General features: G+C 72.6%; 12 protein-coding genes. 8 read left to right on the forward strand and 4 right to left on the reverse strand.

The genetic code is table 11. The annotated features are described in order from the left end of the window. Positions 1-46: 46 nt before the first annotated feature. The 3 genes from ABT112_RS16335 to lon form a co-directional block, all read right to left on the reverse strand. Positions 47-1261: a cytochrome P450 family protein gene (locus ABT112_RS16335; protein ID WP_351509989.1), complete on the reverse strand. Its 1215-nt coding sequence runs from the start codon at positions 1259-1261 to the stop codon at positions 47-49. 55 nt (positions 1262-1316) lie between these two features. Then, positions 1317-1814 carry a MarR family winged helix-turn-helix transcriptional regulator gene (locus tag ABT112_RS16340; protein ID WP_351509991.1) on the reverse strand — a complete coding sequence of 166 codons (498 nt, stop codon included), beginning with the start codon at positions 1812-1814 and terminating at the stop codon, positions 1317-1319. A gap of 340 nt (positions 1815-2154) precedes the next feature. Then, entirely contained in the window at positions 2155-4569 is a 2415-nt protein-coding gene (gene lon / locus ABT112_RS16345; RefSeq protein WP_351509993.1) for an endopeptidase La, read from the reverse strand. Positions 4570-4967: 398 nt separating this feature from the next. On the opposite strand from lon, the gene ABT112_RS16350 reads away from it, so the two are divergent. From ABT112_RS16350 to ABT112_RS16365, 4 genes are read left to right on the forward strand one after another with little or no spacing between them, the layout of a single operon-like run. Next, a complete protein-coding gene (locus tag ABT112_RS16350) occupies positions 4968-5384 on the forward strand; it encodes a hypothetical protein (RefSeq protein ID WP_351509995.1) in 417 nt (138 codons plus the stop codon). An 11-nt stretch (positions 5385-5395) separates the two neighbouring features. Beyond that, positions 5396-6205: an ATP-binding cassette domain-containing protein gene (locus ABT112_RS16355; protein ID WP_351509998.1), complete on the forward strand. Its 810-nt coding sequence runs from the start codon at positions 5396-5398 to the stop codon at positions 6203-6205. Beyond that, positions 6202-7503, forward strand: a complete 1302-nt coding sequence (locus ABT112_RS16360; RefSeq protein WP_351510000.1) for a hypothetical protein — start codon at positions 6202-6204, stop codon at positions 7501-7503. Before ABT112_RS16355 ends, ABT112_RS16360 begins: the two co-directional genes overlap by 4 nt. Next, positions 7500-8117, forward strand: coding sequence for a hypothetical protein (locus ABT112_RS16365; protein ID WP_351510001.1), 618 nt, complete (start codon positions 7500-7502; stop codon positions 8115-8117). The genes ABT112_RS16360 and ABT112_RS16365 overlap by 4 nt, the downstream gene beginning before the upstream one ends. Positions 8118-8282: 165 nt before the next feature. On the opposite strand, the gene ABT112_RS16370 is transcribed toward ABT112_RS16365, so the two are convergent. Next, positions 8283-8978 carry a rhomboid-like protein gene (locus ABT112_RS16370; RefSeq protein ID WP_502975359.1) on the reverse strand — a complete coding sequence of 232 codons (696 nt, stop codon included), beginning with the start codon at positions 8976-8978 and terminating at the stop codon, positions 8283-8285. A 433-nt stretch (positions 8979-9411) separates the two neighbouring features. Between ABT112_RS16370 and ABT112_RS16375 the strand changes: the two genes are divergently transcribed. From ABT112_RS16375 to ABT112_RS16390, 4 genes are all read left to right on the forward strand, one after another. Then, positions 9412-10125, forward strand: a complete 714-nt coding sequence (locus ABT112_RS16375) for a spermidine synthase family protein (protein ID WP_351510003.1) — start codon at positions 9412-9414, stop codon at positions 10123-10125. An 84-nt stretch (positions 10126-10209) separates the two neighbouring features. Next, complete coding sequence (locus ABT112_RS16380) at positions 10210-10959, forward strand: response regulator transcription factor (RefSeq protein ID WP_351510005.1); 750 nt, start codon at positions 10210-10212, stop codon at positions 10957-10959. Then, positions 10956-12068, forward strand: a complete 1113-nt coding sequence (locus tag ABT112_RS16385) for a HAMP domain-containing sensor histidine kinase (protein WP_502975362.1) — start codon at positions 10956-10958, stop codon at positions 12066-12068. Before ABT112_RS16380 ends, ABT112_RS16385 begins: the two co-directional genes overlap by 4 nt. 344 nt (positions 12069-12412) lie before the next feature. Beyond that, entirely contained in the window at positions 12413-16219 is a 3807-nt protein-coding gene (locus tag ABT112_RS16390; RefSeq protein ID WP_351510007.1) for a multifunctional oxoglutarate decarboxylase/oxoglutarate dehydrogenase thiamine pyrophosphate-binding subunit/dihydrolipoyllysine-residue succinyltransferase subunit, read from the forward strand. Positions 16220-16307 lie beyond the last annotated feature (88 nt).

Genomic DNA, 16307 nt, shown 5'->3' on the forward strand with positions numbered 1-16307 from the left:
CCTGCGAGGGGCTGCCGGGCCTCCGTGCGGTGTGCGCGAGGGGGCGTCAGGCCGTGACCGGCAGCGACACCAGCGCGCGGGACCGGAACGAGGTCCGCCACGGCAGTTCGTCCACCGGGGCCGCGGGCGCCAGGTCCGGGAAGCGGCGCAGCAGGGTGTCGAGGGCGATGCCGACCTCCATGCGGGCCAGGGGCGCCCCGAGGCAGTAGTGGATGCCGTGCCCCAGGGAGAGGTGGCCGGTGTCCTCGCGTCGGATGTCGAAACGATCCGGATCCGGGTAGCGGTCGGGGTCGCGGTTGGCGGAGGCCAGGCACAGCAGCACCGTGTCGCCGGACGGGATGTCCACGCCTCCGACGTCCATCGTCTCCAGCGGGAAGCGGCGAACGGCCATCTGCTGCGGCATGGCAAAGCGGTGGATCTCCTCGACCGCCCCGGGCAGCAGGCCGGGGGCGGCCCGGAGGGCTTCGAGTTGCTCGGGGTGCTCGAAGAGGGTCAGCAACCCGGCGCTGATGAGATGCTGCGCGTTCTCACTGCCCCCCAAGAGGATCAGGAAGGCCAGGGAGACGAGTTCGTCCTCGCTCAGCCGGTCGCCGTCGTCGCGGACCGCGATGAGCTCGGAGAGCAGATTGCCGTCCGGCTCGGCACGGCGCAGCGCGACGAGGTCGATCAGAAAGCGGTGGAGGAAGTCGACGGCCTCGGCGATCTGGCGAGGATGCTCCGGGGTGAACATCTCCGCCGTGCGGTCCGCGAACGGCCGGCGGTCCGCTTCGGGTACGCCGAGGAGGTCGCCGATGACGGCCATCGGCAGCGGCAGGGAGTAGTCGGCGACGATGTCCGCCGAGCCGTCCTTCTCGATGCGCTGCGCCAGGCCGTCGGCGAGCCGGTCGGCGGTGGCCTGGACGCGCTCGCGCAGTGCCTCGACGGACCGGGGTGTGAAGCCCTTGGAGATCAGCCGGCGCAGGCGGAGGTGGTGGTCGGGGTCGATGTTGAGGAGATTGGCGTCCAGCGCCGGGGGCAGCGAGAAGCCCTTGTACCCCTCCCCGGAATCGGCCTTGTTCACCGACAGCCGGGGGTCGGCGAGACCGGCCCGGACGTCCGCCTCGCGGGTGACGAGCCAGACCGGTGACCCGTCGGGGAGGGCGATCCGGTGCACGGGGTGCTCGGCGCGGAGGCGGGCGTAGAGGGGGTAGGGGTCCTTCAGGCAGGCGGCGTCGAAGGGCTGGGGCAGGGCCTCGCGCTCGGCGGAGGTCTCCGTCGTCATGGTGAGCTCCCTTTCGGAACTGCGGGGGCGCTCCCCGGTAGGTGCCCGTCGGTGGTTACTCGTCAGTTTCGCTTTCCACGTTCAGACGGTTGAGCAACCTGGCCAGTTCCGCGATCTCGCCACTGTCCCAGGTGGCGAGCTTCCGGACGTACCGCGCACGGCGGGCTTTGCGGACGGCGGAGAAGCGGGTGCGGCCCTCGTCGGTGAGCGCCACGAGGGAGGCGCGGCCGTCGGCGGGGTCCGGCTCCCGGACGACCAGACCGAGGTCCTCCAGAGCCCGCAGCTGACGGCTCATCGTGGCCTTGCCGACGCCGAAGTAGCCCGCGAGATCGGTGGCCCGCTGCGCTCCGGCGTCCTCCAGCCGGACGAGCAGCCCGTAGGCGGCCGGTTCGAGGTCGGGGTGGACCGCGCGGGCCATCTCGCCGGAGGAGGCCCGGGCGCGGCGCAGGAAGACCGCCAACTCCCTTTCCAGCGCGAGAAAGGCCTGGTCCCCGCCGTCGGTGCGGTCGGCTCCGGCCGTCTCCTCGGGGCCGCCGGCCCCAGTGTTGTGCACGTCAGCACCCTCTCCGGCTGTCCTCTGCGGGGTTCTCCCCGGGCGGCGGCTGGTGCCGCTCTCCCCAGTATTTCTCAGAAGCGGCAGGGACTGTCATCTGCCCCTTCCGGCCTGGGACCGCTGCTGGGGGCAGGGAACGGCGCCTGGGCGGGCCTGTGGTGCGGCGGCGGTGCGGAACCGGAGGTAGACGAACAGCCGGGCGGCTCGTGCGGCGGCGGGGCTGACCGGAGGCGGACGAACGGCCGCGCGGCGGGACGGGCCGGTGGCACGCGAACGGCCGGGCGGCCCGGTGTTCCCGGGCCGCCCGGCCGCCGCGGTGGTGGCGCCTGCGCCGGAGCCGTTACGCGGCCGCCCGCACCGGGGCCGCCGTGGACTCCAGGGCCAGCTCCATGACCTGACGGACGTCGGAGACGGGGTGGACGTCCAGCTTCTCCAGGATCTCGGCGGGCACCTCGTCGAGGTCGGCCTCGTTCCGCTTGGGGATCACCACGGTGGTGACGCCCGCCCGGTGCGCGGCCAGCAGCTTCTGCTTCACGCCGCCGATGGGCAGCACCCGTCCGGTCAGCGACACCTCGCCGGTCATCGCCACGTCGTCGCGGACCCGGCGGCCGGACAGCAGCGAGGCGAGCGCGGTGGTCATGGTGATGCCCGCGCTCGGCCCGTCCTTGGGCACGGCACCGGCCGGGACGTGCAGGTGCACGCCCCGCTCCTTCAGGTCGCCGACGGGGAGTTCCAGCTCCGCGCCGTGCGAGCGCAGGAAGGAGAGCGCGATCTGCGCCGACTCCTTCATGACGTCACCGAGCTGTCCGGTCAGCGTCAGTCCGCTGCCCCCGGTCTCCGGGTCGGCGAGCGAGGCCTCGACGAAGAGGACGTCGCCGCCCGCCCCGGTGACCGCGAGTCCGGTCGCCACGCCGGGCACCGCGGTGCGCCGCTCGCCCGGGTCCTGGGCGGACTCCGGCACGTGGTGCGGGCGTCCGACGAGCGGCCGCAGGCCGTCCGGGCCGACGGTCAGCGGCAGTTCCTGCTCGCCGAGCTCGTGCCGGGCCGCGACCTTGCGCAGCAGCCGGGCGACGGCCCGCTCCAGGTTCCGCACGCCCGCCTCGCGGGTGTACTCCCCCGCCAGCCGGCGCAGCGCCTCGTCCTCCAGCACCACCTCGCCGGGCTCCAGGCCCGCACGCTCCAGCTGGCGCGGGAGCAGGTGGTCGCGGGCGATGACGACCTTCTCGTCCTCGGTGTAGCCGTCCAGCCGGACCAGTTCCATCCGGTCGAGCAGCGCCTCCGGGATCGCCTCCAGGACGTTGGCGGTGGCCAGGAAGACGACGTCCGACAGGTCGAGCTCGACCTCCAGGTAGTGGTCCCGGAAGGTGTGGTTCTGGGCCGGGTCGAGGACTTCGAGCAGGGCGGCGGCCGGGTCGCCCCGGAAGTCGGACCCCACCTTGTCGATCTCGTCGAGCAGCACCACCGGGTTCATGGCCCCGGCCTCCTTCACGGCGCGGACGATCCGGCCGGGCAGCGCGCCGACGTAGGTGCGCCGGTGGCCGCGGATCTCCGCCTCGTCCCGGACGCCGCCGAGCGCGACCCGGACGAACTTCCGGCCCATCGCGCGGGCGACGCTCTCGCCCAGCGAGGTCTTTCCGACCCCCGGAGGGCCGACGAGGGCGAGGACGGCACCGCCGCGGCGGCCGCCGACGACGCCCAGCCCGCGGTCGGTGCGCCGCTTGCGCACGGCCAGGTACTCGGTGATGCGCTCCTTCACATCGTCGAGGCCGGCGTGGTCGGCGTCGAGGACGGCCTTGGCGCCGGGTATGTCGTACGCGTCCTCGGTCCGCTCGTTCCACGGCAGTTCCAGCACGGTGTCGAGCCAGGTGCGGATCCAGCTGCCCTCGGGGCTCTGGTCGGAGGAGCGCTCCAGCTTGTCGACCTCCTTGAGGGCCGCTTCGCGCACCTTCTCCGGGAGGCCGGCGGCCTCGACCCGGGCCCGGTAGTCGTCGGACTCGTCGTCCGGGTCGCCGCTCAGCTCGGAGAGCTCCTTGCGGACGGCCTCCAGCTGGCGCCGCAGCAGGAACTCCCGCTGCTGCCTGTCGACACCCTCCTGGACGTCCTTGGCGATGGATTCGGCGACGTCCTGCTCGGCGAGGTGCTCGCCGAGCCAGCCGACGGCCAGTCGGAGGCGGGCCACCGGGTCGGTGGTCTCCAGCAGCTGCACCCGCTGCCGCACGGTCAGGAACGGCGAATAGCCGGCGTTGTCGGCGAGCTGGGACACGTCGTCGATCTGCTGCACCCGGTCCACGACCTGCCAGGCGCCGCGCTTGCGCAGCCAGCTGGTGGCGAGGGCCTTGTACTCCTTCATCAGCTCGGTGACGGAGCCCGGCAGCCCCTCGCCGTCGGGGCCGGTGGGAGTGACCTCCTCGACCCGGGTGCCCTCGATCCAGAGGGCGGCGCCGGGCCCGGTGGTCCCGGCCCCCACGCGCACCCGGCTCACGCCGCGGATGAGCGCGCCGGGGTCGCCGTCGGAGAGCCGGCCGACCTGCTCGACGGCGCCGAGGGTGCCGATCCCGGCGTAGGTGCCGTCGACCCGCGGGACCAGCAGCACCTGCGGTTTGCCGCCCCCGGACCGCGCGGCGGCCTGCGCGGCCTCCACCGCGGCCCGCACCTCGGTGTCGGACAGGTCCAGCGGCACCACCATTCCGGGCAGCACGACCTCGTCGTCGAGCGGCAGCACGGGCAGGGTGAGCGGTGTGGACGTCGAAGCCATGATCTCCCCTTAGGCATTCAAGTTGAGCGCTAATGACTCAATGCAGGGAGGGGGCGGGATGTTCCCCGGGCGGCGTTCGCTGTGAGCGATCGACCGCCGGGCTTGCCGGACAGGAGAACCGGCGGGCGGCGCGACTTCTTCCGCCCGGCCGGCGTCATCCACCCTCCAGGACGACACGCGACACGCGACGGGCGACGGGCGACGGGCGACACCGGCCGGGAGGGCGACCGCGGCGGCGCGTGTCAAGAGGGCGCGAGGTAACACGCCGTACAGTGATCATCACCACAATCGATGTATTCACCACGAATCCGTCGCCCTTCCCCATAGATTGGTCCGAGCCGAACAGGTCTTGAACATTCGAGACCAACAGGCCTTACAAAACAGGGGGATTCATGCGCATGACCATGCCGAGCAAGCGGAAGCGAGCGATGGTCGGAGCCGTCGCGGTGCTGGCCCTCGCCGTTCCCGCGGCGAGCGCCGTGGCGGCCGAGATCAGCGGCAGCCGGCTTCCGTTCTCCGTGGCCACCGCGGGCAACAAGGAGGACGGTGACCGCTGGAAGGGCAAGAGCAGCGGCCACGCCAAGGCGTGCGGCGACGTTCCGGTCAACGACACCAGGACGTTCAGCGCGTACATCTATGAGGACCGCAGCTTCCGCCCCGACCCGAAGATAGCCAGCACCTCGCGCAGCTACCGCTCGGGTTACGGCTGTGGCTCGTACAAGGGCACCAGCACCAGCAGCAAGTACTACACCCAGGCCACATGGGCCGGCATTCCCGGCAGCCGCGCCTACGGCTACGTGAACGCCCAGAACTGATCAGGAACGCGGTGTCACTTCTCAACAGCGCCGCCGCGACCGGCTCCGAGCCGGTCGCGGCGGTCGCCGACGTCTCGATGCACTACGGCTCGCTGACCGCGCTGGACCAGGTCTCGCTGGAGTTCCCACCCGGCGTCACCGGACTGCTCGGCCCCAACGGCGCGGGCAAGAGCACCCTGCTCTCCCTGCTGAGCACCGCACGCAGACCCGCCGGTGGCACCGTGACCCTGCTCGGGGAGCAGGCGACGAAGGGCGCCGGGGTGCGGCGCCTGCGCCGGCGGATCGGTGTCCTCCCCCAGCACTTCGGCTTCTACCCGCGCTTCACCGTGCTCGAGTTCACCGAGTACGCGGCATGGCTGCGCAAGGTCCCCGCGGCCGGCCGCCGCGAGGCCGCCCGGGAGGCGCTGCGGCACGTGCAGATGGACCGCCATGCCGACCGCAGGATGGGCGAACTCTCCGGCGGCATGCTGCGGCGCGTCGGTATCGCACAGGCCATGGTCAACAAGCCGGCGCTGGTCCTCCTGGACGAGCCGACCGTCGGACTCGACCCCGCCCAGCGCGTCGGGTTCCGCAGCCTGATCCGGGGACTCGGTGAGCAGTCGGCCGTCGTCATGAGCACGCATCTCGCCGAGGACGTGGCCCACGTGTGCGACCGGGTCGCGGTGCTCCTGGAGGGCACGGTCCGCTTCACCGGCACGGTGTCCGAACTCTGCGCCCTCCCGCACGGGGACGGGAGCGCGGACGACGCGCCCGAGGTGGACGGCGGATCGGTGGAAGCCGGATATCTGCATCTCGCCGGGGCGGAGGCGGTGGGGGCGTGAACCGCATTCTGACGACCGAGATGTGGCGAGGCGAGGCCAAGTGGGTGGCCGCCCTGATGGCGGCCGTCGGTGCCTGGTACTTCGCCTCCGAGGATCCGGCCCAGAGCGACTGGATCGGCTGGTGGACCCAGACCAGCATGAACGTCCAGCTCTTCGGTGTGATCGTGATGGGTTCGGTGATGAGTGGCGTCGCCGCCTGGGGGGCCGGCCGCGACCACCGGCACCGCACCCTGGACTGGGCCGACACCGCCGCACGCAGCGGCTGGACCCGGAACCTGGTGCTCTGGCTCGCCTCCTGGCTGTGGTCGCTGCTGGCCTACGCGGTCTTCACGGCCATCGCCTTCTCGCGAACCGCCGCCATCAGCGACGTCAGCTCACCGGCGTGGACCCCGCTGCTGCTCGGCGCCTCCATGCTGGGGCTGCAGGTCGCCGTCGGCGTGGCCTTCGGCGCGCTGCTGCCGTCCAGGGTGCTCGCTCCCTTCGTGGGCATCGCCTGGTACGGCCTCTTCGTCGGGCTCGCCTTCGCCCCGAAGCACTGGCTGAACCACCTCTTCCCCGCCATCGACGAGCACTGGGACACCACCTTCGCGCCCAGCACCGGCCGACTGCTCACCGCCGCCGTCTGGTGTCTGGCCGCGGGCCTCTGCGCGCTCGCGATTCCCGCGCTGAAGAGGCGGTCGGCGCTCGGCCGCCAGGCTCCCGCGCTGATCGCCCTGACCGTCGTCGCCGCCACGGCGGGCACCGCACTCGTCGTCCTCCCGCCTCCGGCACGCGACTCCTTCTGGGCGAAGCCCGCGCCGCAGCCCGCGCGTCCCGTCTGCGCCACCAGCGGGCGCACCACGGCATGCCTGTGGCCCGACGACCGCCACCTCCTCCCCCGGGTGAACGCGGCGGTGAAACGGCTCGACTCCGGGCTGGGGAAGCTCTCGGGATTCAACCGCGCCTTCTACGCCACCGGTCTGGACCTGCCGAGGGGCCACACCGCGGAGCTGCCGCTGAGCTCCCCCTCCGAAAGTGAAAGCGACCTCGCCGACTCCCTGTTCAGCGCCGCGCTGCCGCAGCCGGCGGGCGGCTGCGAGCCCCACATCCTGAAGTCGATCGGCGGCTACCCGGACACCTTCCTCTTCGAAGCGGCGGTGCGCAGCCGGGCCGGCGCGCCGAGCGAGTACTACGGCGAGCGGTTCGGGAAGGCCCTCGAAAGGATCAACAAGGCACCGTCCGCCGAGCGCGACGCCTGGATCGAGGGCGCCGCGACACGGATCCGCGGCTGCCGGCCCGTCCCGTCGGTCCCGCGGTGAACGCCGCCGTCGCCGTCGCGCGCAGCCGGGGGCTGCCCCGGGCGGCCGGGATCTGCCTCGTCCTGGCCTTGCTGGCGAGCGGGTTCGTGGGGCAGCGGCTCGCGGTGCCCGAGCTGCGCTACCTGTCCGACTTCAGCGTGCCGGTGGCGGAGCTGGTGCCCATCGCCCACGCGGTGCTCCTCGCGACCACGCTCTTCTCCCCGATGGCGGACCTCGAGTGGACGGCGGCGCAGCCCATGCGCCGCCACCGGGCGGTCCATCTGCTGACGCTGCTGGTGCTGGCGGTGGGGCTGTGCGCTCTTCCCCTGGCCGCCGGGGCGCCGGTGCCGGTGTTCGCCGCGGCGGTGCGCAACGCCGTGGGCTATCTCGGGCTCGGCATGATCAGTGCGCGGCTCTTCGGGAGCGGGCTGGCCTGGCTGCTGCCTCTCGGCATGTTCGGTCCCACCCTGTTCCTCGGCGTGGGGCCGAACAACACCCCCGAAGCCTGGGCCTGGTCCATCCAGCCGGCCCACGACGTCCCGGCCGGGGTGGCCGCGGCCGTTCTGTGGGCCGTGGGGCTGGTGCTGGCCGCCACGGGGTCCCCCCGCCGCACGGAGCGGGCCGAGCAGCAGTGACCGCCTGCGGCTGAAGCCGGCTCCGCCCCGAGCGGCATCCCGGTACGGCGCCGGCCCGGCCACCCGTTGCGGCCGGGGCGGCATCAGCAAAAGTGGAGGGCGGGCCGAGAGCCGACGGGTCCCGGCCCGAGGCGAGGCGGCCGGGAACGGGTGACACCCGGGCGCCTACCGGGCCGCCCCGTCCCGGCCGGACGCGGCCGCCCGCGGCGCCGTCCCGGGACCGCACGGCGGCCGGGCGCCGGCCGCATTCCGCTCCTCCTCCCACCCGCGCACCACCGGCCAGCAGGCGACCCCGGTCAGCAGGGCCAGCAGGTGCCCCCAGTTGCTGAGCGGGCTGGCGAGTTCGGCCAGGTCCTGGGCGAGGGCCACCCCGGCGACGCTCAGCACGGCCCAGCGCAGCCGGGGCCGCAGGAGTCCGGCGAGCGCGCCGAGGCCGCCGAGCACGCCGAAGCTGATGCCGTAGTCCAGCCGGTGGAGCGAGCTCTCCGGCAGCCGGCCGGCGGCGACCGCGAAGGCGACCGGCACTTCGGTGAGCAGGGTGGCCAGGACATGACCGAGGAGGAAGACGGCCACGGTGCGCGGCGCGCCGAGCCGTCGTTCCAGCGCGGTGAGCACGAGCAGGAAACAGACCGGGTACGGGGAGAGCACCGGGCCCGCGATCCACAGCGCGCTGGCGACGAGGACCAGCAGCGGGTGGTGCGCCAGATGCTCGACGTCGGTGCTGGACTCCCGGAGCAGCCGGTGGACCAGGTCCGGGTCGGCCCGGTCGGCGAAGACCGAGGTGCCGGTGAGCACCAGGGCGTAGCAGAAGGTGAAGGGGGTGCCGGCCGGCGTCGGCAGCCACCGCAGCAGCCGCCCCACCCGGTCCGCGGACGGCCACCCCGGCAGCCGACGCCCCCATCGGTCCGCCGAGAGCCACCCCGGCAGCCGTCGCCCCCGCCGGTCCGCCGAGAGCCACCCCGTCGGCCGCCCCCGCCGGTCCGCGGGCGGCCGGCGCGGCAGCCGGCGCCCCGTCCGGGCCGCTTCCGGGCCGGGCGGGGTGCTCGCGTCCGCCGGGCTCGTCCGGTCCCGGCCGAAGCCCCCGCACCTCACGTCTATGAGATACCTCACTCCGGACAACCGGGTGGCGCCAGAAATCATCCGCCCCCGGCGGCACCGGGCCGCTCGCTACGCTGATGGGTGCATCCGGGTGACCCGGCGGCGTACGCGGCGCCGGGAGCAGGCTCGCTGCGGGCACTCCGCCCGTCCGGGCACCCGGCGCCGAGCAGCCCGCAGCGAGAGGAATCCGTCAGCCATGCCCCTGCCGATGCCGACGACACCGACCGAGGGCGACTCCGGGCCGGTCACGGTCGACCGCCGGGAGGGCCCGTACGGCGAGGTGGTGCTGCGGCGGCGCGGCGGCCACTTCGAGATCATCGCCAACGGCTGCTTCCTGATGGACACCTCCGACGGGCGCTCCGAACGGCTGCTGATCGACGCCGCGCTCGCCGCACTGCCCGACGGCCGCCCGTCGCCCACCGTGCTCATCGGGGGCCTCGGCGTGGGATTCTCCCTGGTCAGGGCCGCAGAGGAGCCCCGCTGGGGGCGCATCCGGGTCGTCGAGCGCGAGCCGGCGGTGATCGACTGGCACCGCGCGGGGCCCCTGGCGCGGATCTCCGCTCCGGCGCTGGCGGACCCGCGCACCGAGATCCTCCGTGCCGACCTCGTCGGCCATGTGCACGGCACCGACGGGCCCGCCGACCGGTACGACGCGCTGTGCCTGGACATCGACAACGGCCCCGACTGGACGGTCACCGAGGACAACGACGGCCTCTACGGACCGGCGGGCCTGGCGGCCTGCCGGGAGCGGCTGACGCCGGGCGGGGTGCTCGCGGTGTGGTCGGCCCAGCCCTCCGCGGCGTTCGAGGACGCGTTGCGCAATGCCGGGTTCGTGGATGTACGGACCGAAGAGATCCCGGTTGCCCGGGGCGTCCCGGACGCCGTTCATCTCGCCGTTCGCCCTGCGTAGCCGAGGCCCGCGCGCTGCCCGTACCCTGCTCCCAGCAGCGACCGGGCCGGTACGGCACGGGGAAACCTCGCAGGGGCAGGGACGATGGAGCAGACACACAACGGCGCGCTCGGCGGCGCGACGCCCACTCCGGGCGCCCAGCGCCGGATCCTCGTGGTCGAGGACGATGCGACCATCGTGGACGCCATCGCGGTCCGGCTGCGCGCCGAGGGATTCCAGGTGCAGACGGCCATGGACGGCCCCGCCGCCGTGGACACCGCCGAGGCCTGGCAGCCCGATCTACTGGTCCTCGATGTGATGCTGCCCGGCTTCGACGGGCTGGAGGTGTGCCGCCGGGTGCAGGCGGCGCGGCCGGTGCCGGTGCTGATGCTCACCGCCCGCGACGACGAGACCGACATGCTGGTGGGCCTCGGCGTCGGCGCGGACGACTACATGACGAAGCCTTTCTCCATGCGGGAGCTGGCCGCCCGGGTGCACGTCCTGCTGCGCCGGGTGGAGCGGGCCACGCAGGCCGCGACCACCCCGCGGACCGGGATCCTGCGCTTCGGCGAGCTGGAGATCGACCACGCGCAGCGCCGGGTGCGGGTCCGGGGCGAGGACGTGCACCTCACCCCGACCGAGTTCGACCTGCTGGTGTGCCTGGCCAACACGCCGCGCGCGGTGCTCTCCCGGGAGCAGCTGCTGGCCGAGGTGTGGGACTGGGCGGACGCCTCGGGCACCAGAACCGTCGACAGTCACATCAAGGCGCTGCGGCGCAAGATCGGCGCGGAGCGGATCCGCACCGTGCACGGTGTGGGCTACGCGCTCGAGACCCCGGCCGCCCCGGCCCCGTGAACAGGCGCCCGCCGGACCCGACGCGGCCCGGCCCGCTGCACCGGCTGTGGGAGGCGCTGCGGCCGCTGGACCCCTACCGCTCGGTCAAGGCCGCGCTGGGAGCGCTGGTCATCGCCTCGGTGACCATCACCACCCTGCTGGTCTTCGTCTCCATCCACACGGCGACCGAGCTCCGGATCGTCACCATCTTCTCCATCATCGCCACCATGCTGATCACGCAGTTCGTGGCGCACGGCCTGACCTCGCCGCTGGACGAGATGAAGACGGTCGCCCGGGCGATGGCGGGCGGCGACTACACCCGGCGGGTCCGCGAGGGGCGCCGGGACGAGCTGGGCGATCTGGCGGAGACCTTCAACCACATGGCCGCCGACCTGGAGGCGGTGGACCGGCACCGCAAGGAACTGGTCGCCAACGTCTCGCACGAGCTGCGCACCCCCATAGCGGGCCTGCGGGCGGTGCTGGAGAACGTCGTCGACGGGGTGTCCGAGGCCGATCCGGAGACGATGCGCACCGCGCTGCGGCAGACGGAGCGCCTGGGGCGCCTGGTGGAGACCCTGCTGGACCTGTCCCGGCTGGACAACGGCGTGGTTCCGCTGCGGACCCGGCGCTTCGAGGTGTGGCCCTACCTCTCGGGCGTGCTGAAGGAGGCCAGTATGGCCGCCGCCGCCCGGGGCCAGAAGCAGGCCCGGGCCGACGTCCATCTGCATCTGGACGTCACGCCGCCGGAGCTCGCCGCGCACGCGGACGCGGAGCGGCTGCACCAGGTGGTGGCCAATCTGGTCGACAACGCCGTCAAGCACAGCCCGCCGCACGGCCGGGTCACCCTGCGGGCCCGGCGCGGCTCCGAGGGGCCGGGCAGCCTGGTCCTGGAGGTCCTGGACGAGGGCCCCGGCATCCCGGCGTCCGAGCGGCACCGGATCTTCGAGCGGTTCAACCGGGGCAGCGTCTCCACCCCGCACGGGCCGGGCAGCGACGGCGGTACGGGGCTGGGCCTGGCCATCGCGCGCTGGGCGGTGGATCTGCACGGCGGCAGCATCGGGGTGGCCGAATCCCCGCGCGGCTGTCGGATCCGGGTCACTCTGCCGGGCTACGCGACGACACAGGGTTGACGTAGGGTCGAACGGGAAGTGGAGGGAACGGGGCCGGTCACCGGCTCCGGGACATCCGCCTCGGCGGACCCGTCCGCCGCACCCGCCCCGAGGGCGCCGCCGGCGACCGGTTCCGGCGCCGCGGAGCATCCCCGTCCGGGCCGTCGCGCCCGCGCCGGGTGATCAGGCGTACCCGTTCGGGCACGAACCCACGGTGTTTCCCGCCAAAACATGCGCCGAAACCCGCCGATCAGTGTGACTTGCGCGACGACTGACCGGCCCGGCCTGCAACCACGGGCCGGAGGGGCGTAGCCTTTATTTCCGCTGTCCACCACCTTAGGAAGCGGAAGAGGGCGGTTGCCGCCGTGTCGCCACAGTCCCCCAATACCTCGAGCATCTCGACAGACGAAGACGGGCAGGGGAAGAACCCCGCGGCCGCCTTCGGTCCCAATGAGTGGCTCGTCGACGAGATCTACCAGCAGTACCTCCAGGACCCGAACTCGGTCGACCGAGCCTGGTGGGACTTCTTCGCCGACTACAAGCCCGGTCAGGACACCGGTTCCGCGGTGGCCGCGCCGCCGCAGGCGAAGCCCGGGGCCCCGGTCCCGTCGCCGAAGCCGGAGGCCGCCACCGCCGCCCCCGCAGCCAAGGACGCGGCCGCGCCGGCCGCTCCCCCGGCGGCGAAGCCCGCCGCCAAGCCCGCCGAGGCGAAGCCCGCCGCGCCGGCCAAGCCCGCGGACGCCAAGCCGGCCGCGAAGGCCGCCGACGCGAAGCCCGCCGCCAAGGCCGCCGCCCCGGCGCCGTCCGGAGCCGAGTTCGTGCCGCTCCGCGGCCCCTCCGCGGCCGTCGCGAAGAACATGAACGCCTCCCTGGAGCTGCCGACGGCCACGTCCGTCCGCGCGGTCCCGGTGAAGCTGCTGTTCGACAACCGCATCGTCATCAACAACCACCTCAAGCGCGCCCGCGGCGGCAAGGTGTCCTTCACGCACCTCATCGGCTACGCCATGGTGCAGGCGCTGAAGGCGATGCCGTCGATGAACCACTCCTTCGCGGAGAGGGACGGCAAGCCGACGCTGGTCAAGCCCGAGCACGTCAACCTCGGCCTCGCCATCGACCTGGTGAAGCCGAACGGTGACCGCCAGCTCGTCGTCGCGGCGATCAAGAAGGCCGAGACGCTCAACTTCTTCGAGTTCTGGCAGGCGTACGAGGACATCGTCCGTCGCGCCCGGAACAACAAGCTGACGATGGAGGACTTCACCGGGGTCACCGCGTCGCTGACCAACCCCGGCGGCATCGGCACCGTGCACTCCGTGCCGCGGCTGATGCCCGGCCAGGGCCTCATCATCGGCGTCGGCGCCATGGACTACCCGGCCGAGTTCCAGGGCACCTCGCAGGACACCCTGAACAAGCTGGGCGTCGCCAAGGTCATGACGCTGACCAGCACGTACGACCACCGGGTGATCCAGGGCGCCGCCTCCGGCGAGTTCCTGCGGATCATGAACCAGCTGCTGCTCGGCGAGAACGGCTTCTTCGACGAGATCTTCAAGTCGCTGCGGATCCCGTACGAGCCGGTCCGCTGGATGCGGGACATCGACGTCACCCACGACGACGACGTCACCAAGGCCGCGCGGGTCTTCGACCTGATCCACTCCTACCGGGTCCGCGGCCACGTCATGGCCGACACCGACCCGCTGGAGTACAAGCAGCGCAAGCACCCCGACCTGGACATCGTCGAGCACGGCCTCACCCTGTGGGACCTGGAGCGCGAGTTCGCGGTCGGCGGCTTCGCCGGCAAGTCCATGCTCAAGCTGCGGGACATCCTCGGTGTGCTGCGCGACTCGTACTGCCGCACCACCGGCATCGAGTTCATGCACATCCAGGACCCGAAGCAGCGCAAGTGGATCCAGGACCGCGTGGAGCGCCCGCACACCAAGCCGGAGCGCGAGGAGCAGCTGCGGATCCTGCGCCGGCTGAACGCCGCGGAGGCCTTCGAGACCTTCCTGCAGACGAAGTACGTCGGCCAGAAGCGCTTCTCGCTGGAGGGCGGCGAGTCCGTCATCCCGCTGCTCGACGCGGTGATCGACTCGGCGGCGGAGTCCCGGCTGGACGAGGCCGTCATCGGCATGGCCCACCGCGGCCGGCTGAACGTCCTCGCCAACATCGTGGGCAAGTCGTACGCGCAGATCTTCCGGGAGTTCGAGGGCAACCTCGACCCGAAGTCGATGCACGGCTCCGGCGACGTGAAGTACCACCTGGGCGCCGAGGGCACCTTCACCGGTCTGGACGGCGAGCAGATCAAGGTCTCGCTCACCGCCAACCCCTCCCACCTGGAGGCCGTGGACCCGGTCGTCGAGGGTGTCGCCCGCGCCAAGCAGGACATCATCGGCAAGGCCGGCACGGACTTCACCGTCCTGCCGATCCAGCTCCACGGCGACGCGGCCTTCGCGGGCCAGGGCGTCGTCGCGGAGACGCTGAACATGTCGCAGCTGCGCGGCTACCGCACCGGCGGCACCGTGCACATCGTGATCAACAACCAGGTCGGCTTCACCGCCGCCCCGGCCGCCTCGCGCTCGTCGATGTACTGCACCGACGTGGCGCGGATGATCGAGGCGCCGATCTTCCATGTGAACGGTGACGACCCGGAGGCCGTGGTCCGCGTCGCGCGGCTCGCCTTCGAGTTCCGCCAGGCGTTCAACAAGGACGTCGTCATCGACCTCATCTGCTACCGCCGCCGCGGTCACAACGAGGCCGACAACCCGCAGTTCACCCAGCCGCTGATGTACGACCTGATCGACAAGAAGCGCTCGGTGCGCAAGCTCTACACCGAGTCCCTGATCGGCCGGGGCGACATCACGCTGGAGGAGGCCGAGCAGGCGCTCCAGGACTACCAGGGCCAGCTGGAGAAGGTCTTCACCGAGGTCCGGGAGGCCACGTCGGCCCCGGCTCCGGCGGAGATCCCCGAGGCCCAGCCGGAGTTCCCGGTCGCCGTGACCACCGGGATCTCCCAGGAGATCGTCAAGCGGATCGCCGAGTCCCAGGTCACCATCCCCGAGCGGATCACCGTGCACCCGCGGCTGATGCCGCAGCTGCAGCGCCGCGCGGCGATGGTCGAGGACGGCACGATCGACTGGGCGATGGGCGAGACCCTGGCCATCGGCTCGCTGCTGATGGAGGGCACCCCGGTCCGGCTGTCCGGCCAGGACTCCCGCCGCGGCACCTTCGGCCAGCGGCACGCGGTGCTCGTCGACCGGGAGACCGGCGACGACTACACCCCGCTGCTGTACCTGTCCGAGGACCAGGCCCGGTACAACGTCTACGACTCGCTGCTCAGCGAGTACGCGGCGATGGGCTTCGAGTACGGCTACTCGCTGGCCCGCCCGGAGGCCCTGGTGCTCTGGGAGGCGCAGTTCGGTGACTTCGTCAACGGCGCCCAGACCGTCGTGGACGAGTTCATCTCCTCGGCCGAGCAGAAGTGGGGCCAGACCTCCGGGGTCACCCTGCTGCTGCCGCACGGCTACGAGGGCCAGGGCCCGGACCACTCCTCGGCCCGGATCGAGCGCTTCCTGCAGATCTGCGCGCAGAACAGCATGACGGTCGCGATGCCGACGCTGCCGTCGAACTACTTCCACCTGCTGCGCTGGCAGGTCCACAACCCGCACCACAAGCCGCTGGTCGTCTTCACCCCGAAGTCGATGCTCCGGCTCAAGGCGGCAGCGTCGAAGGCCGAGGAGTTCACCAGCGGCGGCTTCCGCCCGGTGATCGGCGACGACACCGTCGACCCGGCCGCCGTCCGCAAGGTCGTCTTCACCTCCGGCAAGGTGTACTACGACATCGCGGCGGAGCGGGAGAAGCGCGGCGCGACGGACACCGCCATCGTCCGGCTGGAGCGGCTCTACCCGCTGCCGGGCAAGGAGCTCCAGGAGGAGATGGCGAAGTTCCCGGGCGCGGAGAAGTTCGTGTGGGCCCAGGAGGAGCCGGCGAACCAGGGTGCCTGGCCGTTCATCGCCCTCAACCTGATCGACCACCTCGATCTGGCGGTCGGCGCCGATGTGCCGCACAAGGAGCGTCTGGTCCGGGTCTCCCGGCCGCACTCCTCCTCCCCGGCCGTCGGTTCGGCCAAGCGCCACCAGGCGGAGCAGCAGGCCCTGGTCGACGAGGTCTTCGACATCTGACCCACGGCCGGCAGTACGCCACGGCACGGAGGGCCCGGCACCGCGGATGCGCGGTGCCGGGCCCTCCGGCGTGACCGGCTCGGGCCCC

It is taken from the genome of Streptomyces sp. NPDC002055 (assembly GCF_040296705.1).
Taxonomy (GTDB): Bacteria; Actinomycetota; Actinomycetes; order Streptomycetales; family Streptomycetaceae; genus Streptomyces.